22 protein-coding genes are annotated in these 22,911 nt (G+C 57.2%); 8 read left to right on the forward strand and 14 right to left on the reverse strand.

Annotated elements, in window-relative coordinates:
* Window positions 1–152 precede the first annotated feature (152 nt).
* Window positions 153–485 (forward strand): Hpt domain-containing protein, encoded by a 333-nt coding sequence (locus tag N4A58_RS05315; RefSeq protein ID WP_293708265.1) that lies wholly within the window; start codon window positions 153–155, stop codon window positions 483–485.
* On the opposite strand, the gene ilvA is transcribed toward N4A58_RS05315, so the two are convergent.
* Together ilvA and N4A58_RS05325 are read right to left on the reverse strand one after the other, a co-directional pair.
* The gene (gene ilvA / locus N4A58_RS05320; protein WP_293708266.1) at window positions 486–1,724 is read right to left on the reverse strand and encodes a threonine ammonia-lyase IlvA; all 1,239 of its coding nucleotides are present in this window, start codon (window positions 1,722–1,724) and stop codon (window positions 486–488) included.
* A gap of 40 nt (window positions 1,725–1,764) precedes the next feature.
* Window positions 1,765–2,514: a hypothetical protein gene (locus tag N4A58_RS05325; RefSeq protein WP_293708267.1), complete on the reverse strand. Its 750-nt coding sequence runs from the start codon at window positions 2,512–2,514 to the stop codon at window positions 1,765–1,767.
* Window positions 2,515–2,705: 191 nt separating this feature from the next.
* Between N4A58_RS05325 and N4A58_RS05330 the strand changes: the two genes are divergently transcribed.
* Together N4A58_RS05330 and N4A58_RS05335 are read left to right on the forward strand one after the other, a co-directional pair.
* Window positions 2,706–3,932, forward strand: coding sequence for an argininosuccinate synthase (locus N4A58_RS05330; protein ID WP_072708902.1), 1,227 nt, complete (start codon window positions 2,706–2,708; stop codon window positions 3,930–3,932).
* An 84-nt stretch (window positions 3,933–4,016) separates the two neighbouring features.
* The gene (locus N4A58_RS05335) at window positions 4,017–4,307 is read left to right on the forward strand and encodes an SCP2 sterol-binding domain-containing protein (protein ID WP_072708904.1); all 291 of its coding nucleotides are present in this window, start codon (window positions 4,017–4,019) and stop codon (window positions 4,305–4,307) included.
* Between the two features lie 47 nt (window positions 4,308–4,354).
* Here the strand turns inward: N4A58_RS05335 and N4A58_RS05340 are convergent, their stop codons facing one another.
* The 5 genes from N4A58_RS05340 to N4A58_RS05360 all read right to left on the reverse strand — a co-directional run bounded on the left by N4A58_RS05340 (window position 4,355) and on the right by N4A58_RS05360 (window position 9,833).
* Complete coding sequence (locus N4A58_RS05340) at window positions 4,355–4,699, reverse strand: hypothetical protein (RefSeq protein ID WP_245780448.1); 345 nt, start codon at window positions 4,697–4,699, stop codon at window positions 4,355–4,357.
* Window positions 4,700–4,873: 174 nt separating this feature from the next.
* Window positions 4,874–5,590, reverse strand: a complete 717-nt coding sequence (locus tag N4A58_RS05345; RefSeq protein WP_293708268.1) for an HAD family hydrolase — start codon at window positions 5,588–5,590, stop codon at window positions 4,874–4,876.
* On the reverse strand, window positions 5,587–6,504 hold the full coding sequence (locus N4A58_RS05350; RefSeq protein ID WP_293708269.1) for a D-amino acid aminotransferase: 918 nt from the start codon (window positions 6,502–6,504) through the stop codon (window positions 5,587–5,589). The genes N4A58_RS05345 and N4A58_RS05350 overlap by 4 nt, the downstream gene beginning before the upstream one ends.
* A gap of 109 nt (window positions 6,505–6,613) precedes the next feature.
* Window positions 6,614–7,495, reverse strand: coding sequence for a ribokinase (locus N4A58_RS05355; RefSeq protein ID WP_293708270.1), 882 nt, complete (start codon window positions 7,493–7,495; stop codon window positions 6,614–6,616).
* Between the two features lie 82 nt (window positions 7,496–7,577).
* A complete protein-coding gene (locus N4A58_RS05360; protein WP_293708271.1) occupies window positions 7,578–9,833 on the reverse strand; it encodes an NADP-dependent malic enzyme in 2,256 nt (751 codons plus the stop codon).
* 277 nt (window positions 9,834–10,110) lie between these two features.
* Here N4A58_RS05360 and mutS point away from each other — a divergent pair, with 277 nt between their 5' ends.
* Window positions 10,111–12,753, forward strand: a complete 2,643-nt coding sequence (gene mutS / locus N4A58_RS05365; protein WP_293708272.1) for a DNA mismatch repair protein MutS — start codon at window positions 10,111–10,113, stop codon at window positions 12,751–12,753.
* A gap of 37 nt (window positions 12,754–12,790) precedes the next feature.
* Here mutS and N4A58_RS05370 read toward each other — a convergent pair whose 3' ends face one another.
* Together N4A58_RS05370 and hrcA are read right to left on the reverse strand one after the other, a co-directional pair.
* Window positions 12,791–13,378 carry a nucleotide exchange factor GrpE gene (locus N4A58_RS05370; protein WP_072708915.1) on the reverse strand — a complete coding sequence of 196 codons (588 nt, stop codon included), beginning with the start codon at window positions 13,376–13,378 and terminating at the stop codon, window positions 12,791–12,793.
* Between the two features lie 3 nt (window positions 13,379–13,381).
* A complete protein-coding gene (gene hrcA / locus N4A58_RS05375; RefSeq protein WP_293708273.1) occupies window positions 13,382–14,449 on the reverse strand; it encodes a heat-inducible transcriptional repressor HrcA in 1,068 nt (355 codons plus the stop codon).
* Between the two features lie 111 nt (window positions 14,450–14,560).
* Between hrcA and rph the strand changes: the two genes are divergently transcribed.
* From rph to N4A58_RS05395, 4 genes are read left to right on the forward strand one after another with little or no spacing between them, the layout of a single operon-like run.
* The gene (gene rph / locus N4A58_RS05380; protein WP_293708274.1) at window positions 14,561–15,274 is read left to right on the forward strand and encodes a ribonuclease PH; all 714 of its coding nucleotides are present in this window, start codon (window positions 14,561–14,563) and stop codon (window positions 15,272–15,274) included.
* Entirely contained in the window at window positions 15,271–15,882 is a 612-nt protein-coding gene (rdgB, locus tag N4A58_RS05385; protein WP_293708275.1) for an RdgB/HAM1 family non-canonical purine NTP pyrophosphatase, read from the forward strand. Before rph ends, rdgB begins: the two co-directional genes overlap by 4 nt.
* Entirely contained in the window at window positions 15,875–17,032 is a 1,158-nt protein-coding gene (hemW, locus tag N4A58_RS05390) for a radical SAM family heme chaperone HemW (RefSeq protein ID WP_293708276.1), read from the forward strand. The genes rdgB and hemW overlap by 8 nt, the downstream gene beginning before the upstream one ends.
* 4 nt (window positions 17,033–17,036) lie before the next feature.
* Window positions 17,037–17,390: a YbaN family protein gene (locus N4A58_RS05395; RefSeq protein ID WP_293708277.1), complete on the forward strand. Its 354-nt coding sequence runs from the start codon at window positions 17,037–17,039 to the stop codon at window positions 17,388–17,390.
* A 3-nt stretch (window positions 17,391–17,393) separates the two neighbouring features.
* Here the strand turns inward: N4A58_RS05395 and N4A58_RS05400 are convergent, their stop codons facing one another.
* Genes N4A58_RS05400 through mnmE form a run of 5 tightly spaced genes read right to left on the reverse strand, consistent with a single transcriptional unit; the run spans window position 17,394 to window position 22,903 of the window.
* Window positions 17,394–18,302, reverse strand: coding sequence for a ParB/RepB/Spo0J family partition protein (locus tag N4A58_RS05400; RefSeq protein WP_293708278.1), 909 nt, complete (start codon window positions 18,300–18,302; stop codon window positions 17,394–17,396).
* Between the two features lie 18 nt (window positions 18,303–18,320).
* Window positions 18,321–19,130 (reverse strand): AAA family ATPase, encoded by an 810-nt coding sequence (locus N4A58_RS05405; RefSeq protein WP_072708929.1) that lies wholly within the window; start codon window positions 19,128–19,130, stop codon window positions 18,321–18,323.
* Complete coding sequence (gene rsmG, locus N4A58_RS05410; RefSeq protein ID WP_293708279.1) at window positions 19,123–19,737, reverse strand: 16S rRNA (guanine(527)-N(7))-methyltransferase RsmG; 615 nt, start codon at window positions 19,735–19,737, stop codon at window positions 19,123–19,125. The genes N4A58_RS05405 and rsmG overlap by 8 nt, the downstream gene beginning before the upstream one ends.
* Window positions 19,734–21,614, reverse strand: a complete 1,881-nt coding sequence (mnmG, locus tag N4A58_RS05415; RefSeq protein ID WP_293708280.1) for a tRNA uridine-5-carboxymethylaminomethyl(34) synthesis enzyme MnmG — start codon at window positions 21,612–21,614, stop codon at window positions 19,734–19,736. Before mnmG ends, rsmG begins: the two co-directional genes overlap by 4 nt.
* A 2-nt stretch (window positions 21,615–21,616) precedes the next feature.
* The gene (mnmE, locus tag N4A58_RS05420; protein WP_293708281.1) at window positions 21,617–22,903 is read right to left on the reverse strand and encodes a tRNA uridine-5-carboxymethylaminomethyl(34) synthesis GTPase MnmE; all 1,287 of its coding nucleotides are present in this window, start codon (window positions 22,901–22,903) and stop codon (window positions 21,617–21,619) included.
* Between the last annotated feature and the right edge of the window lie 8 nt (window positions 22,904–22,911).

Genomic DNA, 22,911 nt, shown 5'->3' on the forward strand with positions numbered 1-22,911 from the left:
ATCGGTTGTCCCATTACCCACAGGACTCAGCACTCGCAGAGCCGTCTTAATCAGAGGTAAAACGTAAAATTCTGCGGGTTTGGGTCGATTATTTACTTGAAAGTAAGAGACGTCGTGCCAGCTTTGGAACAGGTGTATAGGGGCAACTATAAATGATTGATTGGGATCGCATCAAAGAACTGCGCGACGAGATCGGAGCCGAGGATTTTGCCGAAGTGGCGGAAATGTTCGTTTCAGAGGTAGATTCCTCGATCGACACCCTGCGCACATCCCCGAACATGGATACTTTGGGCGAAGATTTGCACTTCCTCAAAGGCAGCGCGCTCAACCTTGGCTTCGCGGAATTGTCCCGCCTGTGCCAACAAGGCGAAATTGCCGCGCGAGCTGGCAAACCCGAAACGGTGGACATTGGCCAGGTCGTTTCGACCTACGATGCTTCTAAAGAACAGTTTTTGAACAGCGCCCTCGTTAAGGGCGCTGCCTGATCAAATCAGGAACTGCGCGAGCAGATCGTCGTTCGTGATGTCTGTATAGACAAATCCTGCGGCATCCAACTTGGCGAAGAACCCAGCGAAGTTGCGTGCATCATCTGTCTCGATCCCGATCAGCACTGAACCAAAGTTGCGCGCTGACTTCTTCAGGTACTCGAAACGCGCGATATCGTCCTTGGGGCCCAAGAGGTTCAAGAACTCTTTCAAGGCACCTGGGCGCTGGGGCAGTCGCAGAATGAAGTACTTCTTCACGCCCGAATAGCGCTGCGCCCGCTCTTTGACCTCTGGCAGGCGCTCGAAATCAAAGTTTCCACCCGAGGCGACACAGACCACCGTCTTTCCGCGAATCTGATCTCGAATGTCCGCTAGAACGTCGATCGCCAAGGCGCCGGCGGGCTCCAGCACGACCCCTTCGACATTCAACATATCGAGGATGGTAACGCAGATCCGATCCTCTGGCGCAGCAAAGACTTTGTTCACCGGCAGATTCTTCAAAATCTCAAAGGGCTTGGCCCCGATCTGGGCTACCGCTGCGCCGTCCACAAAACTGTCCACACGTTTCAGCTTCATCGGGCGGCCCGCTTTGAGCGCTTCGCTCAAGCTCATACCGCCCAGAGGCTCGACCAAGCTGTAATCCGTGCTATCGCCAAAATAGTTGTACACACCCGAAGACAAACCGCCTCCGCCCACAGGCAGCACGATTTGATCCGGCGCGCGACCCAAGGCTTTCTCGATCTCAACTGCCACACTGGCCTGTCCCTCGATCACGTCGGGATCGTCAAAGGGTGACAGGAAATGCGCACCTGCCTCGGTGCAATAAGCCTGCGCTGCGGCCAAAGTGTCGTCGAAATAATCCCCGATCAGCCGGATCTCGACCGCATCCCCGCCAAAGGTCCGCGTTTTCATGATTTTCTGCTGTGGGGTGGTCACAGGCATGTAGATCACGCCTTTGACCCCGAAATGACGGCACATGTAGGCCACGCCCTGCGCATGATTCCCCGCACTCGCGCAGACAAACACGTTGCTGTCGGGATTGTCCGCCAAGACCTTGCGCATCGAATTTAGCGCGCCGCGGATCTTGTAACTGCGGACAGGGCTCAGATCCTCGCGCTTAAGCCAGATATCGGCGTCGTAGCGCTTGGAGAGGTAATCGTTACGGAGCAAGGGTGTTGCGGGGAACACCTCGCGCATGGCGGCTTCGGCGGCTTGGGCCAGAGTGCGAAAATCGGTCATGCCGATATCTGTGGCTCAACCGCCGATCCCGCGCAAGGCGTCAATCTGCCAGAGGGCGCTCTTGGACAAAGTGACCGTAGAACGTGGTCAACAGACTGACTGTCACGAGCGTTAGGAACCAGCTGGCCGCAATTTGTGCCAACAGACCAAGGAACGGGATCAGCGATCCGATCAGAACCACTGGAATTTGGATCGCCAGCATCAACATGAACTGCAGCAGAACCAGCAGGATGATCGAGCTGAATAGCCCGCGCGTCTGGTGCCATGCGTCGCGAATGGACAGCGACTCGCCCACGGCTACCGCAGGCAGGATAGGGCAAAGACGATAGAACAGTGCGCCGACAAACAGCATGCCCGCTAAACCAAAAAACACGGCGATCGGGGGGGCAAAAACTGCAGTTATTGTGACGGACAGACCAACACACAGAGCCGCTGCAATCACAATCGCCATGATCAGCAGAGATTTGCCAAAGTATCGGCCCACAGCTGGGGCGTTCCACGTGGGCAACCAACCGCTCGGCATCTCTTCGAGCAGAACATAGCGGTGCCACGCGACGGCGATCCACATGCTGATAATGATGTAGGCCGCAATCAGCACGATCGACAGCAGCATGTTTGTCGGAGACATCCCGAATTCACCATGAGCCATCCCGTTACCCATGCCGCCTTGGGGCATCTGGCTCGAGATCGACAAATCGAACACAGCGATTATCAGGTAGAGCACGCCAGAGATTTTCAGCGCCTCGCGCCAGTTGCGCGCCACTATCAGCACCGCGTGTCGAAACAACATCCAAGCCGTCATATGCTCACCCTTAACTAGAAGTCTGTGCCTTGAATCGCGTGGATCATCTGGCCGGTCAACAACTTCACGCACGATTTCCGCGCGCAGTAGACCGGAAAACACAGGATTCTAGCGGCTCAACTTGCCCCCGCGCAGAAAACCCGCTATCGGCCCATTGTCCGATTAAAGGGGAATTCTTCATGTCCGCGCCCAAAAAAGTCGTCCTGGCCTATTCCGGTGGCCTTGATACCTCGATCATCCTGAAATGGCTCCAGACCGAATACGGCTGCGAAGTCGTGACCTTTACCGCTGACCTTGGTCAGGGCGAAGAGCTGGAACCTGCTCGCAAGAAAGCCGAGCTTCTGGGGATCAAGCCTGAAAACATCTACATCGAAGATGTCCGCGAAGAGTTCGTTCGTGACTTTGTCTTCCCCATGTTCCGCGCAAATGCGGTCTACGAAGGCCTGTACCTTCTGGGCACCTCGATCGCGCGTCCGCTGATTTCGAAGCGTCTGGTCGAGATCGCAGCCGAGACCGGCGCTGACGCCGTCGCACACGGCGCAACCGGCAAGGGCAACGACCAAGTTCGTTTCGAACTGGCCGCCTACGCGCTGAACCCCGACATCAAGGTAATTGCGCCCTGGCGTGAGTGGGACCTGTCCAGCCGGACCAAGCTGATCGAGTTCGCTGAAAAGCACCAGATCCCGATCGCAAAGGACAAGCGCGGCGAAGCGCCCTTCTCGGTTGACGCGAACCTTCTGCACACCTCGTCCGAGGGCAAGGTTTTGGAAGACCCCGCAGTCGAAGCACCTGATTACGTCTATCAGCGCACCGTCCACCCCGAGGACGCCCCCAATGAACCCGAGTTCATCGAAGTTGGTTTCGAGAAGGGCGACGCAGTCAGCATCAACGGCGAGGCGATGAGCCCCGCAACCATCCTGACCAAACTGAACGAACTGGGTGGCAAGCATGGCATCGGCCGTCTGGACCTGGTCGAGGGTCGCTTTGTTGGCATGAAGTCGCGCGGCATCTACGAGACGCCCGGTGGTACCGTCCTGCTCGAGGCACACCGCGGTATCGAACAGATCACTCTGGATCGCGGCGCAGCCCACCTGAAGGACGAGTTGATGCCCCGTTATGCAGAGCTGATCTACAACGGCTTCTGGTACTCGCCCGAGCGTGAAATGCTGCAGGCGGCCATCGACAAGAGCCAAGAGCATGTCGACGGCACCGTGCGTCTGAAGCTGTACAAAGGTTCTGTGCGTACTGTCGGCCGCTGGTCGGACAACAGCCTCTACTCCGAAGCGCACGTGACCTTTGAAGAGGATGCAGGCGCCTACGATCAGAAGGACGCGGCAGGCTTCATCCAGTTGAATGCGCTGCGTCTGAAACTGCTGGCCGCCCGCAAGCGCCGCAACAAATCGTAAGTGCAGGACGCACCGTCAGTCTTGATTTGGCTCGCTTTGGCGGGCCATTTCTTTTTCTGAACTCATCAGTTTAGAGGTTTCCCAATGAGCACAACGCTCCAAGACATTGCGGACCGCGTCGCGCCCGTTCTGGCCACCAGTACCAATGAAAAAAGCCTAAAGATCGACTGCGGTGCGGACGGCATCATGGTGCTGGACCGCCAAGAGGTCGCGATGGAGGACCGCCCCGCGGAATGCACCATCAAAATCTCGCTCGAAAACCTGAAAAAGCTGCTCAAGGGCCAACTGAACCCGATGACTGGTGTCATGATGGGTAAAATGAAAGTTAGCGGTAATCCGTCCGCAGCAATGGAACTGGCCAAGTTCCTGAAATGAAAAAAGGGCCCGCCAAAGCGGGCCCAGTTCGCCTAATCAAGTGGCGGTTATTGTGCAGTGATAACCTTCATAACCAGTGCATCGTCGACTTTGATCGGACCATCTTCTTTGGCGCCAAGGGTGTATTCAAACACACCGGTCGACATGCCACCGTCTTCGCCGTGGACCATCAGCATCAGCATATCGCCAGTCGCGACATCTTCTTGCAGGATCGCTGCAACGTCGGTGTTCTCACCTTCGCGCAGGGGGGCGTAGCCGACGACGGGGCCGGGCTTCATTTCCGAGTCAGTGCGGTGAACAACCATCCAGCCATTCGCAGGCGCCATGACTTTGGAGGCCGAGACAACACCGTTCGAAACGGACTGGTCTGCGGCGTCAACCATGGGAGCCATGCCGTGGCCCGCTGCAAATGCGGTTGTCGCAGTAATCGAGGCTGCGGCGGCTGCAATCAAAAAAGTCTTCAAGGAAAAATCCTCCCGGTTCAGAGAGAGCACTCTTTGCCCTCTTTCTGATAGGGTTACGCCCGGGAACGATCATTTGGACGCATCGAAAGTGTTCACGACAGATCACGTAAAAGAGAGCGCCATCTTCTGCATCTCTTCGTAGTGCGGCATGGCCCCATCTACAAGAGGCTGCAAAGCTTCGGGGACATCAGGCAGCGGACCCTCGGCACCGGCAAAACCTGTCGATTGATGCACAGCGCCGTACCAGTGCGCTGCCCAAACGCCATCGTCGGGATGCGGACCGGCGGGCCAATGCAACATAGATGGGTCAAATTCCAACCCAACCGCATCACACATCGCGCGCAGCCCCGCCTCTGGCGCACGGCGGATGTCAGCACTGTCGATAACCACCGGTGCGATCCCTTTAGCCATCAGCTGGTTGCACAGTTCGTGCTGCTGAACGAACCCGATGCTGTCTAGCGTCACGTTGTCATACTTCGCGGAAAAGCTCGCAACGACCCGCGCAGGATGGCGGATCAGAAACACGTTGGTGCACTCTTCGATGAATTCCCTCGGAATGCCGTCTATCATGTGCTGCGACATATGCTTGTGATAGACGTGCGGCTTTGCCGTCGGGGCCAGTAGGCCAGCAATGACCTGATCGGGATCGGTGGGCTGGCTGGAAATGATCTGGTCCCCCATCGGATGGATCAAACCCGTTTTCGCCAGATACGCGGCATAAAACGGTTCATCCACAGCGGTAAAATCCTCTCGGTGGCCAAAAGCGTACATCATCGCGGTGGACAGATTGCGGGGGCCTGACCAGACAGCGAGCCTCATTCGCCCGCCTCCTTGGCGACCAAAGCTTTGTAGAGGTCTCGGATGCGCTGGGTCATCGGACCCATCTCGCCCGAACCGATTTGGCGCCCATCAATCGACCCAACAGGCGTCTGCGCGCCAAAAGTCCCGGTCAGGAAAGCCTCATCCGCACCATATGTGTCCACGAGGCTGTAATTGCGTTCGAACACAGGGATACCCGCCTCTCGGCAGACCTGAATAACCTTGGCACGGGTAATGCCGTTCATGCAGTAGTCACCCGTACTGGTCCAAACCTCTCCCTTGCGGACGATGAAGAAGTTGCAGGCGTTCGTGGTGTTGACGAATCCATGGACGTCCAGCATCAGCGCCTCGTCCGCGCCTGCCTTTTCCGCCGCGATACAGGCGAGAATGCAATTCAGCTTGGAATGGCTGTTGAGTTTCGGGTCTTGGGTCATCGGCAACCCGCGCTGATGCGGGACTGTCGCCAGACGGATGGGACGCGGAATTTTGGGCTGCGAATGCTCCATGATGATCACCACAGTGGGCCCCTGCTGGGACAGCGATGGGTGCTGAAACGGGCGCGTCTTGATCCCCCGTGTCACCATCAAGCGCGCATGGGCATCGGTGTGCATGTTGTTTGCGGAGCGCGTTTCTTCCAGAGCTGCGAAAACCTCGGCCCGCGTCATTCCGATATCGAGATCAATGGCGAGCGACGCCTCGAACAGGCGGTCCAAATGATCATCCACGAAGGCCCACTTGCCATTGTACAGGCGCAGACCTTCCCAAATGCCGTCCCCAAGCATGAAGCCGCTGTCGTAGACACTGATCAGCGCCTCGGCCTTGGGCTTTAAGGCGCCATTCACGTAGATCAGGATCTCTTCGTTGCGAGGGTCGTCCTGCGATTGGTGGGTCGAGACGTGGTCTGTATCGGTCATTCTGCGCGCCTTTTCCATATCGGTTTGGCCGCAGACTGATCTTGCCTCCTGACGAAGGCAAGTGGCTGTACATGATGAATCGAACAGAGGTCAGACCGAAACGATCTGATCAGCTTTGGCTGGACCCGAAAGAGGCGTCCTGAACCTCTTTGAGATCAGGAATAACATCTGCTGTCCCCAAACGCTGCACCATGAGCGAAGCAGCGCGCTGCGCCAAATCGATTGCCTGCGGAATAGTCATTCCACGGTCCAGACTTGCCAGAACATAGCCGGTAAAGGTGTCACCCGCGCCAGTGGTATCCACAACGTCGGCCGGATAGCTCGGGAATTCAGTGACCTCGTCGCCATGATGCCATGCGCAGCCTTTGCCGCCCTTGGTCACGATTATATCGGCGATCGGCAGGCTCGAAAGCGTGGTGTTCATCTCGTCCTGCAACTGCTGCGCTTCAATCTCGTTCAGGAACAGCAGATCAGCACGCGGCGCAATCTGCGCAGCATCTTTGGCCACGAAAGGCGCCGCAGCATAGGCGATTTTCATACCCACCTGCTTTGCCATATCGGTCGCCTCTTGCAAGCCGTTGGTTTCGTTCTGCATCAACAGCCAGTCTTGCGGCCCGCCTTCGCAGATTGCAGCAGCAATCATCTTTTCCGTGATCTCAATATTCGCGCCGGGCAGGATCAGGATACTGTTTTCACCCTCAGGATCGACAGAGATGATTGCGTGCCCGGTTGGCACGTCCAGTGTCGAGACGTGACGCGTGTCGACCCCGTATTCCAGCAAACGGTCCGTCGCCCACGTGCCATCCTCGCCGATAGCACCGATGTGAAACACGCGCCCAGCTGCGCGGGCGCAGGCCACTGACATATTTGCGCCCTTGCCCCCTAGACCGCGTGTTACAGAACTGGCCGCCAGCGTTTCGCCCGGTTGGGGCAGGTGCGGGACTTGATAGGTGTAGTCCGCGTTGATCGATCCAAGATTGAAAACGGTCATATGCGCCCCCTGAAGCAATGATCTGAAACGCATAAAACGCCCGCGAGGGGCGTTTTACAATGGTTTGCGCTATGTTTCTAACTTAGCCGACTTTGCAAGCCGCCAGAAGCGCCATGTTCAGGATGTCGGTCTCTGTCATGTTGGTCGAGCAGATTTGGATCGACTGATCAACGCCGGTCAGGATCGGGCCGATCACAGTCGCGCCACCCATTTCCTGCATCAATTTGACCGAGATGCTAGCCGAGTGACGGGCAGGCACGACCAGAATGTTCGCTGGCCCCGACAGACGGCTAAAGGGATAAGCCTCTGCTGATTTCGGATTCAGCGCGACGTCCACGGTCATCTCGCCTTCGAATTCGAAGTCCACGCCGCGCTCTTCAAGCACTTTGGGCGCCAACGCCATCTTCTCTGCACGTTCCGACCGCGGATAGCCAAAGGTCGAGAAGCTGACGAACGCCACGCGGGGCTCGAGGCCAAGGTGACGGGCCACGCCTGCACCGCGCTCTGCAATGTCAGCCAGATCGCTGGCTTCGGGCCATTCGTGCACGAGCGTGTCACCGATCAGAACGATTTTACCGTTGCGCAGCAAGGCGGTAATACCAGCCGCGCCGTGCTTCGCATCTGCATCGAACACGTGGTTGATCAGCTCAAGCACGTGCGCCGATTTGCGGGTCGCGCCAGTCACCAGACCGTCGCCATGACCGTGCGCCAGCATCAGAGCCGAGAACACGTGACGATCACGCGCCGCAAGGCGGTGGATGTCATGACGGTCGTAACCTTTGCGCTTCAGGCGCTCGTACAGGAACTCTTTGTAGGTCTCAAGGTGACGGGTGTTCGCCGCGTTCACGATTTCCAGTTCGCGAACGGCATCGCCCATGCCTGCGGCTTCGAGCTTTTCCTTCACGTCTGCTTCGCGGCCAACGACCAAGGCTTTGCCCAGACCCGAACGCTGATACTGCACGGCGGCGCGCAGAACGCGAACATCGTCACCTTCGGCAAAGATCATGCGGGCTTGGGCGGCTTTGGCACGTGCGTGGATGCCGCGCAGGATGCTGGCGGTCGGGTCCATGCGGCCCTTGAGCGAAACCTCGTAAGCGTCCATGTCGATGATCGGACGACGCGCCGCGCCGGTGTCCATACCGGCCTTCGCCACTGCGGGCGGAATGCGATAGATCAGACGCGGGTCGAAAGGGGTCGGGATGATGTAGTCACGACCAAACGACAAGTTGCGGCCATAGGCCAGCGCCACTTCGTCCGGAACGTCCTCGCGGGCCAGTTCAGCCAGAGCTTCGGCGCAGGCGATCTTCATCTCGTCGTTGATGGCGCGGGCGTTGATATCCAGCGCGCCGCGGAACAGATAGGGGAAGCCCAGAACGTTGTTCACCTGGTTCGGGTAGTCACTGCGACCGGTGGCGACGATTGCATCGACGCGAACTTCGTGCGCCTCTTCCGGAGTGATCTCGGGATCGGGGTTCGCCATGGCAAAGATCACGGGGTTGTCTGCCATGGACGCCACCATGTCAGGGGTCACAGCGCCCTTGACCGATACGCCAAGGAACACGTCCGCGCCGTTCATCGCCTCTTCCAGCGTGCGCAGATCGGTTTTCACCGCGTGGGCCGATTTCCATTGGTTCATGCCTTCGGTGCGGCCCTGATAGATCACGCCCTTGGTGTCACAGACGATGCAGTTCTCGTGACGCGCACCCATGGATTTCAGCAGCTCGATGCAGGCGATGCCCGCCGCGCCCGCGCCGTTCAGAACGATCTTCACATCCTCGATCTTCTTGCCGCTGATGTGCAGGGCGTTGATCAGGCCGGCGGCACAGATCACGGCGGTACCGTGCTGGTCGTCGTGAAAGACGGGGATGTCCATCTCCTCTTTCAGGCGCTGCTCGATGATAAAGCATTCGGGCGCCTTGATGTCTTCGAGGTTGATGCCGCCAAAGGTCGGGCCCATCAGTTTCACGGCGTTGATGATCGCATCGGGATCTTCGGTATCCAGTTCGATATCGATCGAGTTCACGTCGGCAAAGCGTTTGAACAAAACCGACTTGCCTTCCATCACGGGCTTGGACGCCAGCGCGCCAAGGTTGCCCAGACCTAGAACTGCGGTCCCGTTCGAGATCACAGCGACAAGGTTGCCCTTGGTGGTATAATCATAAGCGACCTCGGGGTTCGCAGCGATTTCTTCGCAGGGAACGGCCACACCGGGCGAATAAGCCAGCGACAGGTCGCGCTGTGTGGTCATGGGAACGGTCGCAGTCACCTCGAACTTGCCGGGGGTGGGGTTCAGGTGAAAGGCCAGAGCCTCTTCGCGGGTGACTTTATTCTTCGACATTCTCATTTCCCTCAGTGGAGCGCGTAGGTCCCTAACCCCTTGTTTCGGCTGTCTCAACAGTCGGCCACAATGGTTGCGCTAACAAACGCTTATTCCCTTCATTCGATTTGCGATTTCGCAGTTTATCTCGATATGTTCAACACATAATTATCAAAAATGCTCTATTTTTGTAATTAAGTTACCCTGAAGGTATATCCAATGTTTTGCCTTTTGGCGCTGGCCCTGACAGGGTATCCCCTCTGGAAACGGGACCAGAGTTAACACGACCAGAGGCAGCATGGCAGCAACCGGCGTTACGCCGATGATGGCGCAGTATTTGGAAATCAAAGAGGCTCATCCGGGGTCTCTGCTGTTCTATCGCATGGGCGATTTCTACGAGCTATTCTTTGACGACGCCGTCGCCGCGGCAGAGGCGCTGGACATCGCGCTGACCAAACGCGGCAAGCACGATGGCAATGACATCCCAATGTGCGGCGTTCCTGTGCACGCGGCAGAGGGGTATTTGCTGACCCTGATCCGCAAGGGCTTCCGCGTCGCGGTCTGCGAGCAAATGGAAGACCCAGCCGAAGCCAAGAAGCGCGGATCGAAGTCTGTCGTGAAACGCGGCGTCGTGCGTCTGGTGACGCCAGGCACACTGACTGAGGACTCGCTTCTAGAAGCGCGCCGCCACAACTATCTGGCCGCCCTGACCGAGGTGCGCGGCGAAGTCGCTTTGGCCTACTCCGACATTTCGACCGGAGAGCTGCGGGTGGTGTCCCTGCCAGAGGTACGCATTGGGCCGGAACTGGCGCGTCTGTTGCCACGGGAGGTTCTGCTTTGTGACAACAAGGAAGAAGACTGGGCCGAACTGATCGAGGACAACGGCGCTGCGCTGACGCCCTTGGGCCGCGCCGCGTTTGATAGCACTGCCGCCGAGGGGCGCCTGTGCAAGCTATACAAGGTCGACACGCTCGATGCCTTTGGCACCTTTACACGTGCCGAATTGTCCGCATTGGGAGCGATCGTCGAGTATCTGGACATCACGCAGAAAGGCACCCTGCCCCTGTTGCGCGCGCCCGTGCGCGAGGCTCAGGACCGTGTGGTGCAGATCGATGCCTCGACCCGCCGCAATCTGGAACTGACCCGCAGTCTTTCGGGTGGACGTCAGGGATCGCTGCTGTCAGTCGTGGATCGCACGGTGACTGCCGGTGGCGGCCGCTTGCTGGAGCGCCGCCTGTCGGCCCCGTCGCGCGTATTGGACGAAGTGCAGCGCCGCCAAGAAGCCGTTGCCTATGCCGTCGATCATACCACCACGGCCAATCAATGGCGCGAGAGCCTGCGCCGCGTTCCTGATCTGGACCGCGCACTGTCACGCTTGTCGCTGGATCGCGCGGGTCCCCGCGACCTGACCGCTGTTCGGAACACCATCACCCAATCTCTGGATCTGGCCGAGACCTTGTCGCAGTTGGACCTGCCCCCGCTGCTGTCCCAATTGACGGTAGACATGGCCCAGCAAGAAGAGCTGCTGGATCTTCTTGATCAGGCACTGATCGCGGAGCCGCCTCTGTTAGCACGGGACGGTGGTTTCATCGCAGCCGGGTTTCATGCCGAACTGGACGAAGCTCGCACCCTGCGCGACGAAGGCCGCGGAGTCGTCGCGGGCATGCAAGCCCAGTATGCCAAAGAGACAGGCATCTCGAGCCTTAAGGTCAAGCACAACAACGTCCTCGGTTACTTTATCGAATGCACCGCCACTCACGGTGAAAAAATGCTGGGGATGGGCGAGCGGTTCATCCACCGTCAGACCACCGCGAACGCCCTGCGCTTTACAACGGTCGAACTATCCGATCTGGAGACGCGCATTCTGAACGCAGGTGGCCGCGCTTTGGAGATTGAGAAGCGCCTCTTCGAAGACCTACGCCAAGCCATTCTGGAACAGGCCGCACCGCTCGGGTCGATGGCCCGTGCCTTGGCTGAGTTGGACCTGACCACGGCCCTCGCCGATCTGGCCCGCAGCGAAGATTGGTGCCGTCCGCTGATCGACGACAGCCGGACCTTCCGCATTGATGCGGGGCGCCATCCCGTCGTCGAGGCCGCGCTGAAATCAGACGGCGATCCCTTTGTCGCCAACGACTGCGAGCTGTCCCCGCGAGACGGCGCTGCCATCTGGCTGCTGACGGGTCCGAACATGGCGGGTAAGTCGACCTTCCTGCGGCAGAACGCTTTGATTGCGCTACTCGCGCAGATGGGTGGGTTCGTCCCTGCGCGATCGGCGCAAATCGGTCTGGTCAGTCAGATTTTCAGCCGTGTCGGCGCGTCCGACGATCTGGCTCGTGGGCGCTCGACGTTTATGGTCGAGATGGTCGAGACGGCAGCGATCCTGAACCAAGCCGACGACCGGGCCCTCGTGATCCTGGACGAGATCGGACGCGGCACCGCGACCTATGACGGTCTGTCGATAGCTTGGGCGACGATGGAGCACCTGCATGATGTGAACCGCTGCCGTGCCCTGTTCGCGACCCACTATCACGAGATGACTGCCCTAACCGAGAAACTGGATGGCGCGGAAAACGCGACCGTCAGCGTCAAGGAATGGGAAGGCGAAGTCATCTTCCTGCACGAAGTCAAACGCGGCGCAGCGGATCGGTCCTATGGTGTGCAGGTGGCCCGTCTGGCTGGCCTGCCCACGAGCGTCGTGGAACGGGCCCGTGTCGTGCTAGAGGCGCTGGAGGAAGGCGAACGTCAAGGCGGCGGATCAAAGCAAAAGGCACTAATCGACGACCTGCCCCTGTTCGCTGCGATCCCGCCCGCACCGCCACCGGCTGCCAAACCGGCCCCGTCGCCTGCTCTGGATATGTTGGAGAAAATCCATCCCGACGAGTTGACCCCACGCGAGGCACTGCAACTCCTCTACGATCTCAAAGAAAAGGCCCGCCAGTAACGGCGGGCCTTTTGGCATTCCAGAGGTGCGCTGAAAATCAGGCGGGGTTCGACGACACGCCAACCTGCGCTGCACGCAGCAGACGGTCGTGCAGCATGAAGCCAACGGCGCTGACCTGAATGATCTCGCCCTTCTTGGTGTTCGGCACGGGGGCCTCGAACATCGCTTCGTGGACGTTTGCATCAAACTGCTCACCCACCGCAGGCTCGATCACAACAAGACCATGCTTCGAGAAGGTGTTGTTCAATTCGCGGAGTGTCAGCTCAACGCCTTCGATCAGGATCGCATTGTCCTCTTTCGAGGTTTCCTCGGCGGCCTTCAGCGCGCGCTGCAGGTTGTCGTAAACCCCCAGCAGATCGCGGGCCAGACGGGTGCTGCCATACTTCTCGGCATCACGGCGATCCTTGTCAGCACGCTTGCGGGCGTTTTCAGCCTCGGCCAGTGCGCGAACGTAGCGATCTTTGAAATCGTCGCGTTCTGCTTTCAGGGCATCGTATGCTTCGCCCTTGGCAGCTTCTTCGTCGATATCGATCAGCTCTTCGCTGTCATTTTCGTCTTCGCCATACAGCTCTTCTTCGAGAGCCTCGACATCATCAAGGAAGTCTTCGTTCTTCGGCTCAGCCATTCCTTACCTCTCAGTCCGGTCAGAGATCATGCGCCCTACCAGCTGAGCTGTGTAGTCCACAAGGGGCACGATCCGACCATAGTTCAAGCGCGTGGGTCCGATGACCCCGACCGCACCAATAATCTTTCGGTCAGCGTTCATATAAGGAGAGACGACCAGAGAGGAACCCGAAAGTGAAAAAAGTCTGTTCTCCGAGCCAATAAAAATGCGCACGCCTTCGCCTTCTTCGGTCAGTTGAAGGAAATCGGCCAAATCACGTTTGCGCTCCAGATCGTCGAACAGTACGCGGATCAGTTCCAGATCGTCTTGGCCCGTCTCTTCGAGTAGATTCGCGCGGCCACGGACGATCAGGCGTTCGGGTCCATCGCCCTCCTCGCTCCAGACTGCGAGCCCAGATTCGACCATAGCATGGGCCAGTGCGTCGATCTCTTGGCGGCGGGTGCTGATCTGGTCGCGGACATCACGACGCAGCTCTGACAGCGTTTTACCTTCTGCCAAGGCGTTCATGAAATTCGCGGCCTCCCGCATGCTGCTGGGGGTCTGGCCTACAGGTGGGGTGAACACGCGGTTCTCAACATGCCCGTCTGCGAACACCAACACCACGAGCGCCCGCTCGGGTGTCAGAGACACGAACTCAATATGTTTGATCGGCGCTTCGTGCTTTGGAGCAAGAACCAGACTCGCGCCTTTGGTCACCCCAGACAACGCCGACCCAATCCGGTCCAGCATCATGCCCACATCATCACTGTTCCCGCCTAGGGTCGCGCTGATCTTTTCGCGGTCCTGATCAGAGGGTGCCGTCACCTCGAGCAGACCATCAACGAACATGCGCAGCCCCATCTGGGTCGGCACGCGGCCCGCGCTGGCATGGGGACTACCGATCAGACCCATGTACTCCAGATCCTGCATCACATTCCGGATCGTCGCAGCGCTGACCTTTTCGTCCATGGTGCGCGTAAGGGTCCGGCTTCCCACCGGATCGCCGCTTTCCAAGTAACCTTCGACCACACGGCGAAAGACCTCGCGCGAGCGGTCGTTCATCTCTTCGAGAAGTTTTCTGCCTTCGTGCATTTGCATCTCCTTAGGACGCACTAAAATTCGCCTGAAGGAAATCGTCAATCGGGGTTGCCACCCTATCCGACGCGGGCGTATGCCCGACGCAACAATTACAGGGGAATTATTATGCGACCTTCTGGACGTGATCTAAACGAGATGCGCGAAATTTCAATTGAAACCAACGTGACCAAGCACGCCGAAGGCTCTTGCTTGATCAAAGTTGGTGACACGCATGTGATGTGCACCGCCACTCTCGAAGCCCGCGTGCCCCCGTTCATCAAAGGCTCGGGCCTGGGTTGGGTCACTGCGGAATATGGCATGCTGCCCCGCTCGACTAGCTCGCGCATGCGCCGCGAGTCCACCATGGGCAAACAAGGCGGCCGCACCGTCGAAATCCAGCGCCTGATTGGCCGCAGCCTGCGCGCTGGTGTTGACCGCGTCGCCATGGGCGAGCGTCAGATCACTATCGACTGCGACGTGATCCAAGCTGATGGTGGCACCCGCTGCGCGTCAATCACCGGCGGTTGGGTTGCCCTGCGTCTTGCCGTCAACAAACTGATCAAGGCGGGCGACATTAAAACAGATCCGCTGATCTCTCCGGTCGCGGCAGTGAGCTGTGGGATCTATGCGGGTCAACCAGTTTTGGATCTAGACTACCCCGAAGACTCCGCGGCCGGTGTCGACGGCAACTTCGTGATGCTTGGCAACGGCCAGATGATCGAAACGCAGATGTCGGCCGAGGGCGCGACCTACTCGCGTGAACAAATGAACCAACTGCTGGACTTGGCGGACAAAGGCATCGCCGAGCTGGTCGCAGCCCAGGAGGCAGCCTGCGCATGACCCGCAAATTTGACGGCGATACAATCCTATTCGCGACCCACAACGCCGGTAAGCTGGAGGAGATGCGGGCTCTACTCGCTCCCTTCAACATCGCCGTTGTCGGCGCCAAGGAGAAGGGTCTGCCAGAACCCGAAGAGACCGGCACAACTTTTGTCGAGAATGCTCGCATCAAGGCCCACGCCGCCGCCAAGGCCACCGGCCTACCTGCCCTTTCCGACGACAGCGGAATCGCGGTGGATGCGCTGGATGGTGCGCCCGGTGTCTATACCGCCGACTGGTCCGAGACTCCGAATGGGCGCGACTTCGTCATGGCGATGACCAAGACCTACAATCTACTTGAAGAAAAGAACGCGCCAGAGCCTCGCACATGCCGGTTCTGCTGCACGTTGGTTCTCGCGTGGCCCGATGGCGCCGATGACGTCTTCGAAGGCACGATCGAAGGGCAGTTCGTTTGGCCCATGCGCGGGGCCGAAGGTCACGGCTACGACCCGATCTTCATGCCCAACGGCTACGACATCACCCTTGGCGAAATGGACCCCGCCGAGAAAAACCGCATCAGCCACCGAGCTGACGCCTTCAAAAAGTTCGTGGACGCCTGCTTTGGTTGAGGACTGGCGCAACGGGGGATTTGGCCTCTACATCCACTGGCCGTTCTGTATGGCCAAATGCCCCTACTGCGATTTTAACAGCCACGTCTCTCGGTCCATCGACCAGAAGGCGTGGCTAGATGCCTACCTGAAAGAGCTAGATCGCAACGCAGCCCGCACCCCGGACCGAGTGCTAAAGTCAGTTTTCTTTGGTGGCGGCACCCCCAGCTTGATGGACCCAGACGTCGTCGCTGCGATCCTAGAACGGGTTGGCGAACTTTGGACGCCCGCCAACGATCAGGAAATCACACTCGAAGCAAATCCGACATCGGTCGAAGCTGGCCGTTTTCGTGCCTATGCAGACGCCGGTGTGAACCGCGTTTCGATGGGCCTTCAGAGCTTGCGAGATGATGACTTACGTCGTCTCGGCCGGATGCACACAGTCGCCGAGGGTCAGCGCGCGTTCGAGATCGCCAAGGACTGTTTCGGGCGTGTCAGCTTTGACTTGATTTATGCACGCCAAGATCAAACCGTTTCTGCGTGGAAATCCGAACTGCGCGAAGCACTCTCGTTGGCTGCCGACCATCTATCGCTCTACCAGCTGACCATCGAGGCCGGAACAGCCTTCGGCGACCGATATGAGCGAGGCAAGCTGCGTGGCCTGCCCGAAGATGATGACGCAGCCGAGATGTACGAAGTCACCCAAGAGATCTGCGCTGAATTCGGAATGTACGACTACGAAGTTTCGAACTACGCGAATTCTGGCGCAGAGAGCCGGCATAACCAGATCTACTGGAACTACGGCGACTATGTTGGTGTCGGACCTGGCGCACATGGTCGATTAACTATGAACGGCCAGCGCCACGCCACTGACACGTGGAAGCAACCTCAGAAGTGGCTTGATGCCGTCGCGGCAGGGACTGGTGAGAATTTAGTCGAGGCTGTCTCTGCGACGGAACAAGCTAACGAGTACCTGATGATGGGCCTGCGCCTGACAGAGGGCATCGATCTACAGCGTTTTAATCAAATTGGAGGCAAACCTCTCAATCCGCGCACATTGCAAGAGCTAGAAGATATGGGGATGATTAAAAACGAAAAGCCCTATCTTAAAGCTACGCGTGCGGGTCGACTGGTCCTGAACGCGGTAATCGCGGAACTCCTACTGGATTAACAGCATGCGGCCTGTCTGGTTCACCTTTGGCATCATATGCGTGGCGCTCGGCCTGATCGGGGTCGTTCTCCCCCTTCTGCCGACAGTGCCTTTTATGCTGCTGGCAGCGTTTTGCTTTGCCCGATCGTCCGAACGGATGCATGGATGGCTGGTGAACCACCGAGTCTTTGGTCCAGCAATCGAAGACTGGAATCGTAGCGGCGCGATCAGCCTTACAGGCAAGCGCGCTGCCACCGCCTCGATCGCGGTCGTCTTTTCGATCTCGGTTTTTATGGGATTGCGACCAACGATCTTGGCCATTCAGGCCGTGACACTTGGGGCGGTTCTCATCTTTATCTGGACCCGCCCCAGCTATTAACTTTTATTCCACTGCACTCAAGCGGCGGCAGATTTCGTCGAGCTGATCTAGGTTGTTATAGCTGATAACGATCTTACCCTGCTCAGTTCCGTCCTTGTGCTCGACTGAAACTTTCATCCCGACTGCAGCGGACAAATCCCCTTCGAGAGCTTTGGTATCGGCGTCCTTTTCACCCGAAGATTTGGTCGCAGCGCGCGGTTTGGGCGCAGTCTCGCCCTGCGCAGCCTTCTTGACCAACCGCTCGGTGTCGCGCACCGACATGCCACGAGAGACGATCTGCTTTGCCAACTCCGAAGCATGGTCACTCGTGATCAGCGCACGCGCGTGACCAGTCGTCAGGCGGCCATCCGCCAGATGCTCTATGACGTCTTCTGGCAGCTGTAGCAGACGCATCGAGTTCGCGATGTAACTCCGGCTCTTGCCAAGAGCTTCCGCAAGTCGCTCTTGCGTATGACCGAACTTCTCCATCAACTGTTTGTAGCCAGCAGCTTCGTCTACCGGGTTCAGATCGGCACGCTGGATGTTTTCGATAATCGCTACTTCCAGAACTTCGGTATCATCGAAGTCACGGATCAGTACAGGAAGCTCGTGGAGCTGTGCCATCTGCGAGGCACGCCAGCGGCGTTCGCCGGCAACGATCTCGTACTTCAGACTATCACGCGGGCTTACGCGTACGATCAGGGGTTGGATAACGCCCTTCTCTTTGATCGACCGCGACAGATCCTCCAGATCTTCGGTCTCGAACCTGCGCCGCGGCTGGTCGGGGTTAGGTTCGATCTTCTCGATCGGGACCATCATATCTGGACGGCGCGGTGCGGTTGTTGCCGCGGCGGCCGTGGTTTCGGGTTGAACGTCAGCCATCAGTGCCGACAAACCACGGCCCAATCCTCGTTTCGTTGGCTTTCGATCCATGCCTGCCCTCTTATGTTTTTATGCAGCTACCTGAGCGCTCTTCTCTACCAGTTCTTTCGCGAGTGCGCGATAGGCAACTGCACCACGGGAATTGGGATCGTAGTGCAAAACAGGAAGCGCGAACGAAGGTGCTTCGCTCACGCGGACATTCCGAGGGATCTTGGTTTGAAAAACGAGATCACCCAAGTTTTCGCGGGCGTCTGCCTCCACTTGCTGAGACAGATTATTCCGCCCATCGAACATCGTTAGCACAATCCCCTCAATCCGCAGATCGGGGTTCGCCGCTTTGCGCACGTCTCGGATGGTGAGCATGAGCTGACTCAAACCTTCCAGAGCAAAAAATTCGCTTTGCAAAGGGACAAGCACGGAGTCCGAGGCGACCATCGCATTGACCGTCAGAAGGTTCAGTGACGGCGGACAGTCGATTAAGATGTAGTCAAAATCGATCTCCGCCATCAAAGCTGTTCGCAATGCATTTCGGAGCAAATAGCTTCGCTTCTCATTCGAAATAAGTTCGATATCAGCGGACGCCAGATCTGTGGTCGCAGGCACAACAAAGATGTTCTCAAACTGGGTCTGCCGGATCACTTCGGTTGGCAAAACCTCTTCAAGTAACAGTTCATACGCTGTGTAATCACGCTCGTCGGCGTGAATTCCCAAGCCGGTTGAAGCGTTACCCTGAGGGTCGATATCCACCACCAGAACACGCTTCCCCATATCGGCTAGTGCCGCGCTCAGATTGATGGCTGTAGTCGTCTTGCCCACACCACCTTTCTGATTGGTGACAGCGATGATCTTGGTACCGCTGGACGTCAAAATATCAGCCACGTGCAATGCCTCCGATGCTCAGAATAACCGAGTTAGACTCTACGATGCTTTTAGTAACTTCATGAGAGAAAGACCACGTTCGCTTTGCTTCTTGAAGCTCTTGTTGCCAAGTTGCTCCTTTTGGAAATAATGCCTGCCCTTCTGGCTTCAAATGTCGCTCAGAAAATTCGAGCAGGTTGGTGAGCGATGCAAGTGCACGAGCAGACAAAACGTCCGCCCCAATCGGCTCAGCCGTCTCGATTCGATTAGAAATTACCGTTGCCCTGATGCCAGTCTCTCTCGCCACGGTACGAAGAAACGTTGCCTTCCTCTGGTCGCTCTCAAGTAAAACGACCTCAGACGCAGGTCGGAGCTCTGCAGCTAAGATTGCGATAACCAAACCTGGGAAACCACCACCGCTGCCCATATCACACCAGATTTGCCAATCCTCTTTTGCCAAAGCATATATCTGGGCAGAGTCGATGAAATGTCTAGAGCGAGCGTCTTTTAATGTGGCCGGCGAAACAAGATTGATCGCTTTGTTCCACTTCTTTAGGAGCGCTTCGTAGTGCGCTAACCTGTCTAGTGTTTCACGTGAAACACTCAGTGGATAACTTTCATGATTCATGAACCCGCGGCCATTCTTTTGTTTTGACGCATTTTGGATAGAATTAGAGTCAGTGCGGCCGGCGTCATCCCCTCGACGCGACCAGCCTGCCCCAAAGTTGAAGGCCTAGCGGCAATCAATTTTGCTTTCAGCTCATTCGAAAGCCCTTGCAGAGTGGCAAAATCAAAATCCTCTGGGATAACATGTCCCTCGTCCCGCCGCAGCGCCTCTGCATCTTTCTCTTGGCGCGCGATGTACTTCGCATAGAGACCATCACATTCCAGCTGCCGCCTGGTTTCGGGATCGATGTCGGACAGTTCGGGCGATACCAAGAGAAGTGTATCAAAATTGAAATCAGGGAATGCCAGAAGATCAAACGCGGTGCGTCGCGCACCGTCTTGGTTTACTTTCAAACCCTTCTCTTTGAGTTCGCGAGGAGTGTAACTCATGCTCTCCAACCGTGATTTACCGTTGGCCAAGCGCTCCATTTTATCCTCAAATGCCGCTTTTCTGTCCTCGGATACACAACCAAGCGCAATGCCCATAGGCGTCAAACGCTGATCAGCATTGTCAGCACGGAGCGATAAACGAAACTCTGCTCGAGATGTAAACATACGATAAGGCTCGCTCACACCACGCGTCGTGAGATCATCGATCATTACCCCAATGTAGCTATTCGTCCGACTGAAAGTTATCGGATCTTTTCCAAACGCTGATTGAGCTGCATTCAGTCCTGCGACCATTCCTTGGGCTGCCGCCTCTTCGTAGCCAGTGGTGCCGTTAATCTGTCCAGCCAGATAAAGACCAGGATGGTCTCGCAGTTCTAGGGTCTCTTTCAGTGATCTTGGATCAACATAGTCATACTCAATCGCATACCCAGGCTGAAAAATGTGTACATCCTCCAAACCATACATCGAACGGATATAGGCTTCTTGTATGTCAACTGGCAGGGATGTCGAAATTCCATTCGGGTAAACCGTAGGATCGTCCAAGCCCTCGGGCTCAAGAAAAACCTGATGGGACGTCTTATCGGCGAAGCGTACGATTTTATCTTCGATCGAAGGGCAATATCTCGGACCAACACCCTCAATATGTCCCCCATACATCGCAGAACGAGAGAGATTTTCGCGAATAATCTCATGGGTCCGCTCATTCGTGTGTGTAATCCCGCAAGAGATTTGGCGCACATATGGTGCTTTTGAGGTGAACGAGAACATTGTAGGCTCTTCATCGCCGGGCTGCTCCTCAAGAAGCTCCCATTTGATCGTTCTCCCGTCCAATCTTGCCGGTGTACCTGTTTTCAGGCGGCCAAGTGGCAGGCCATAGCTGTGAAGGCGCTCCGCCAATTTGACCGACGGGGTATCTCCCATCCGTCCGCCCGGCTTTGAAACATCACCGATATGGATAATCCCGTTTAGGAAAGTGCCTGTCGTCAAAACGACTGCATGGGATTTGATCACGCTGCCGTCTGCAAGTACGACACCAGAAATCCGACTATCAAGCTCGATGAGGTCCGCGACCTCCCCTTCAATGATAGAGAGATTTCGGGCAGTCGCTAACTCGGCCAACATGGTCTCACGATAGATTCTTCGATCCGCTTGTGCCCGTGGCCCTTGTACGGCTGGACCCTTCCGACGATTAAGAAGACGGAACTGAATGCCGGCACGATCTGCAACGCGCCCCATAATGCCGTCCATCGCATCAATCTCGCGAACCAGATGACCTTTACCCAAGCCACCAATCGCCGGATTACACGACATCACACCGATCGTATCCTTTCGCAAGGTGACCAAGGCTGTTTTCGCCCCCATGCGCGCCGCCGCGTGAGCCGCGTCTGAGCCGGCGTGGCCTCCACCAATAACGAGGACATCGAAATCAGATTGTTTCACGTGAAACACTCCTATTTACCCAAGCAGAAGCTCGAAAAGATTTCATCAAGGATAACTTCCACATCGATTCGACCCAATAACGAGTCCAACGCTCTCGCCGCAGTACGGATTTCTTCCGCGACGAGTTCATAACGTTCCGCGCCGTGTTGGACCTGTTCTTCAGCAAAAGCAATGGCGTCTTTAGCTATCAGAAGGGCAACGCGATGCCGCTCTTTGCTGGCAAGATTTGCTTGTTGCAGTCGGTCGGACAGAATCGCATGAACCGAATCCAGCATATCAATAACGCCGAGGCCAGTTAAACCAGATATAGGCTTCGGTGCATCATCTCGTGTATCGCCTTTTGCGGAGTACTGTAGATCGCCACTCTCTGGCGCCAGTAGCAATGGCTCTCCGGATTGATTGAGAAAGATTCGAAGATCAGCAGCTTTCGCCCTCTGTATCGCGCGCTCGATTCCGATCCCTTCGATCTGATCGTCGGTTTCGCGTAGTCCGGCTGTGTCCAGCAATGTGACTGGCAAGCCTTTTAAGTCCATCCGTACTTCAATCACATCGCGCGTCGTACCCGCGATGTCAGAGGTGATTGCTGCATCTCGTTTCGCGATATAGTTCAGCAGTGTCGACTTACCCGCGTTCGGCGCGCCAACAATCGCGACTTCGAACCCCAGATGTAGTCTCTCTGCGACCTCTGAACCTACAATTTCTTGTTGAAGGTCCTCTCTAACGCTCCTCAGAAGCGTTTGAACTTCCGGGGTAACATCCTCTGGAACTTCTTCGTCTGCAAAGTCGATCGTCGCCTCAAGCAAGGCCGCAGCCCGAATGATTTGTGAGCGCCATAGTTCTGCTTGCTCGCTCAGTCCTCCGGAGAACACCTTCATCGCTTGCTGACGCTGTGCTTCCGTCTCGGCCTCAATCAGATCGGACAGGCCTTCGACCTGAGCCAAGTCGAGGCGCTCATTCTCCAAAGCACGCCGCGTGAACTCTCCAGGCTCGGCCAAGCGCAATCCATCAATGACGGAAAGCTCAGTCATCACGCTTCGCACGATGGCGGGGCTGCCATGAAGGTGAAGTTCGACAACATCCTCGCCGGTGAAGCTGGCAGGACCGGCGAAGCAGATTACCATCGCTTCGTCGATCAAGGCCCCTGCCCTATCACGCAGCTTGCGCACACCTGTCTTGCGCGGCTGCGGCATCGAACCCGCAAGAACAGAGGCCGCGGCAAATGCCTGCGGCCCCGAAATCCGGATCACTGCGACCCCGGCTTTGCCTTGAGCAGTCGCCAGGGCAAAGATCGTGTGCATTACGCCCT

This window comes from Donghicola sp. (assembly GCF_025210255.1).
Classification (GTDB): Bacteria; Pseudomonadota; Alphaproteobacteria; order Rhodobacterales; family Rhodobacteraceae; genus Donghicola; species Donghicola eburneus.

Bases quoted from the DNA above. Each gene is read 5' to 3' on its own strand.
- N4A58_RS05340 (WP_245780448.1), bottom strand. From the start codon at position 4,699: ATGGCTCCCATGGTTGACGCCGCAGACCAGTCCGTTTCGAACGGTGTT.
- rsmG (WP_293708279.1), bottom strand. From the start codon at position 19,737: ATGAATCATGAAAGTTATCCACTGAGTGTTTCACGTGAAACACTAGAC.
- N4A58_RS05330 (WP_072708902.1), top strand. From the start codon at position 2,706: ATGTCCGCGCCCAAAAAAGTCGTCCTGGCCTATTCCGGTGGCCTTGAT.
- N4A58_RS05400 (WP_293708278.1), bottom strand. From the start codon at position 18,302: ATGGATCGAAAGCCAACGAAACGAGGATTGGGCCGTGGTTTGTCGGCA.
- rdgB (WP_293708275.1), top strand. From the start codon at position 15,271: ATGACCCGCAAATTTGACGGCGATACAATCCTATTCGCGACCCACAAC.
- mutS (WP_293708272.1), top strand. From the start codon at position 10,111: ATGGCAGCAACCGGCGTTACGCCGATGATGGCGCAGTATTTGGAAATC.
- N4A58_RS05335 (WP_072708904.1), top strand. From the start codon at position 4,017: ATGAGCACAACGCTCCAAGACATTGCGGACCGCGTCGCGCCCGTTCTG.
- N4A58_RS05325 (WP_293708267.1), bottom strand. From the start codon at position 2,514: ATGTTGTTTCGACACGCGGTGCTGATAGTGGCGCGCAACTGGCGCGAG.
- mnmE (WP_293708281.1), bottom strand. From the start codon at position 22,903: ATGCACACGATCTTTGCCCTGGCGACTGCTCAAGGCAAAGCCGGGGTC.
- N4A58_RS05395 (WP_293708277.1), top strand. From the start codon at position 17,037: ATGCGGCCTGTCTGGTTCACCTTTGGCATCATATGCGTGGCGCTCGGC.
- N4A58_RS05315 (WP_293708265.1), top strand. From the start codon at position 153: ATGATTGATTGGGATCGCATCAAAGAACTGCGCGACGAGATCGGAGCC.
- N4A58_RS05350 (WP_293708269.1), bottom strand. From the start codon at position 6,504: ATGACCGATACAGACCACGTCTCGACCCACCAATCGCAGGACGACCCT.
- N4A58_RS05370 (WP_072708915.1), bottom strand. From the start codon at position 13,378: ATGGCTGAGCCGAAGAACGAAGACTTCCTTGATGATGTCGAGGCTCTC.
- hrcA (WP_293708273.1), bottom strand. From the start codon at position 14,449: ATGCACGAAGGCAGAAAACTTCTCGAAGAGATGAACGACCGCTCGCGC.
- ilvA (WP_293708266.1), bottom strand. From the start codon at position 1,724: ATGACCGATTTTCGCACTCTGGCCCAAGCCGCCGAAGCCGCCATGCGC.
- N4A58_RS05360 (WP_293708271.1), bottom strand. From the start codon at position 9,833: ATGTCGAAGAATAAAGTCACCCGCGAAGAGGCTCTGGCCTTTCACCTG.
- N4A58_RS05355 (WP_293708270.1), bottom strand. From the start codon at position 7,495: ATGACCGTTTTCAATCTTGGATCGATCAACGCGGACTACACCTATCAA.
- rph (WP_293708274.1), top strand. From the start codon at position 14,561: ATGCGACCTTCTGGACGTGATCTAAACGAGATGCGCGAAATTTCAATT.
- N4A58_RS05345 (WP_293708268.1), bottom strand. From the start codon at position 5,590: ATGAGGCTCGCTGTCTGGTCAGGCCCCCGCAATCTGTCCACCGCGATG.